4 protein-coding genes are annotated in these 2,650 nt (G+C 69.1%); 2 read left to right on the top strand and 2 right to left on the bottom strand.

Going from position 1 to position 2,650, the window contains the following annotated elements; all coding sequences use genetic code 11:
* The coding region (locus ACWDU1_RS31405) for a GMC oxidoreductase (protein ID WP_450004045.1) at positions 1-400 on the top strand (400 nt) is incomplete at its 5' end.
* Positions 401-412: 12 nt separating this feature from the next.
* Here ACWDU1_RS31405 and ACWDU1_RS31400 read toward each other — a convergent pair.
* A complete protein-coding gene (locus ACWDU1_RS31400) occupies positions 413-1,246 on the bottom strand; it encodes an acyl-CoA thioesterase (RefSeq protein WP_450004044.1) in 834 nt (277 codons plus the stop codon).
* Between the two features lie 91 nt (positions 1,247-1,337).
* Between ACWDU1_RS31400 and ACWDU1_RS31395 the strand changes: the two genes are divergently transcribed.
* Entirely contained in the window at positions 1,338-1,955 is a 618-nt protein-coding gene (locus ACWDU1_RS31395; protein ID WP_450004043.1) for a TetR/AcrR family transcriptional regulator, read from the top strand.
* Here ACWDU1_RS31395 and ACWDU1_RS31390 read toward each other — a convergent pair.
* Positions 1,933-2,571 carry a hypothetical protein gene (locus tag ACWDU1_RS31390; RefSeq protein WP_450004042.1) on the bottom strand — a complete coding sequence of 213 codons (639 nt, stop codon included), beginning with the start codon at positions 2,569-2,571 and terminating at the stop codon, positions 1,933-1,935. The genes ACWDU1_RS31395 and ACWDU1_RS31390 overlap by 23 nt on opposite strands.
* Between the last annotated feature and the right edge of the window lie 79 nt (positions 2,572-2,650).

Genomic DNA, 2,650 nt, shown 5'->3' with positions numbered 1-2,650 from the left:
CGCCGAGCAGATCGGCGGCACCGCCGGCGGGACCTGGGGCGAGGTGTTCAATATTCCGCTCACCGCGCATTTCCTGGGTGGCGCCGCGATCGGCGCGAGCCGGGAGACCGGGGTGATCGATGCCTACCATCGCGTATTCGGCTACCCCACGCTGAGCGTGGTGGACGGCGCGGCGGTCTCGGCCAACCTCGGCGTCAATCCGTCGCTGACCATCACCGCCCAGGCGGAGCGGGCCGCGGCCTACTGGCCCAACAAGGGCGAGCAGGACCCGCGACCGCCCCAGGAACACCCCTACCGGCGGATCGCCCCGGTCCGGCCGGTGGCGCCGGTGGTGCCCGAGTCGGCGCCGGCGGCGTTGCGGCTGCCGATCGTGGCCATCACCGACACCTCCACCGGCTGACCCGGCGGGCGGTCAGCCCTTGTAGTACACGAGCTGGTGACTGGTGGCCAGCAACGTGCCGTCGTGACCCCACAGCTGCGCGTTCTGGTCGAAGTGCCCGTGCCCGAACCGATTCGCCCGGGCGGTGCCCAGCAGGTATTCGCTACCCTGTGCGGCCAGTTCCGCGGCAGTGGCGTGGTAGTAGACGGTGAGCGATATCGTCCCGGCCGGTACATACTGCCCGCGCCGCAGGAAGACCCGCGGATAGAAGGCATCCGACATGGCGGTCAGCGACGCGAAATCGAGCGGCCGAGCCGGCCGGTCACGCAGCCAGAGGGTGCTGACCGAATCCGGATGCCCGGGCCGGTCGTCGTCGGGCGCCACCTCCGGGACGGCGCCGGTGACGAACCGCAGATCGTAATTGCGGCCCCACGCGATGAAATCGGGGAACTCCTGGGGCACGGCCTGTTCGGGCCCGGGTACCGAGGGCATGGCGAGTTCGAGATCCGACCAGGTATCGCGGCGCAGCCCGAACACCGCGGTCGCGGTGGTCACGACCGCCTCGTCCTGACGGAGTTCGAGCTGCCAGTGCTGGTTGGTGCGATTGGTGCGCACCGGGCGGGCGATGATCTCGAACGGCCCCTCGGCGATCGGGCCCGCGTAGTTCACGGTCAGCGAGAGCGGGTCGCCCAGGCGCTCGGGATGCCCTTCGACCGCCCGCAACAGTGCCGCGGCGGTGACGCCCCCGAAGGGCCCGACCATGTTCGCGTAGTCCGGGCAGGTGTGGCCGGCGAGCCGATGGGCGCCCACGTATTCGGTGGCGATAGCGGTATCGAAGACATGAGGCGGCGCATCGATGCCGGTCACGGGGCCCTCCTAGGAATATGTGCCGTTGCGGCGGCGTCACTGGTGTAAGTATGACAACATACATAATAATCGGAGGCAAGAGGAGGGACATATGCCACGACCCAGGAACTCGGACGGCCCCCGGTCGGCGATGATCGCGGCCGCGATCTCACTGATCCGGCGTCGCGGGGTCGCGGCGGTCTCGTTCGCGGATGTCCTCGCCGCCAGCGGCGCGCCCCGCGGATCGGTGTACCACCACTTCCCCCGTGGCCGTACCCAGCTCATCACCGAGGCGACCCAGGCCGCCAGTGCGCGGATCACGGCGGGTCTCGGACAGGCCCTGGACACGCCCGAGACCTCCGCGGCACTGCGTGCACTGGCCGACACCCTGGCCCGCGGGCTCGACCGCGGGGACTACACGGTCGGCTGCCCGATCGCCGCGGCCGCGTTGAGCAACGAACCGGATGCCGTCGCCGTCGCGGGCGGCGCCTTCGACACGTGGCGCGAACTCATCGTGGGCAAGCTGATCGCCGATGGCGCAGACCCCGCCCGGGCCGCCTCGGTCGCGGTGCTGATCATCAGCGCCCTCGAGGGAGCCCTGATCGTCGCGCGCACCGAACGCAGCCCGGCCGCCCTCGATACCGTCGTGGCGGAACTGGGGATGCTGTGCCGGACGGCGGTGGTGGCCGGGCCGCGGGACCCCTCTATCACTCCACCGGCCGCGTCTTGATGGCGTCGCGCGAGATGAACACGTCGTAGGAGCCCGGCGTGGCGATCACCGCGTTACCGTAGGCGGACCGGACGAACGGCGAGGTGAACCAGCGGTCCTCGTTCATATCCTGGAAGAAGTCCCGGTCACCGCCATTGAGGAAGATATGGTTCTGATCGGTCGCGATACCGTCGAGCCGCTGACCGTAGAGCCGCGACACCTTGTACCCGGAGTGGAAGCCCAGCGCGTTCACCCAGGGTTCGAGCTCGACGATCTGGGCCTGCAGCACCCACAGATCGCCTTCCACCCGATGGGTACTGCGCTGCTGCCCGCCCTCGTCGTCGAACAGGGTCAGCTCCACCTCGAGTTGATGATCCGCGCCGGAGACCTGGGAGACCACGACATGCGCCGCGCGCACCTCCCCCGTCAGCCCCAGATAGGTTTGGACGAGGGTGGCGATCCACAGGATCAGGCCCGCGGCGGCCAGGATCAGCACACCTCCCGACCCGCGCGCGAGTAGTGCCCGCGGCCCCTTTCCACGTAGTGCGAACAATGCCGAAACCACCAGGGCCCCACCGATGATGATCGCGACGATCGCACCGATCTGCAGCACCCCGAAATCCACCGGGTAACTCATGCGCAGGTTATACCCGGCGGAGGCGACGCGGAACCGGCAAACAGCCAACTGTCCCCACACCCGTCCGCACTCTCGTATG

It is taken from the genome of Nocardia sp. NPDC003345, from assembly GCF_053589395.1.
This window is presented reverse-complemented; position numbering and strand designations above follow the sequence as displayed.

Coding starts and splice junctions, on each gene's coding strand:
- ACWDU1_RS31395 (WP_450004043.1), top strand. CDS start 1,338: ATGCCACGACCCAGGAACTCGGACGGCCCCCGGTCGGCGATGATCGCG.
- ACWDU1_RS31390 (WP_450004042.1), bottom strand. CDS start 2,571: ATGAGTTACCCGGTGGATTTCGGGGTGCTGCAGATCGGTGCGATCGTC.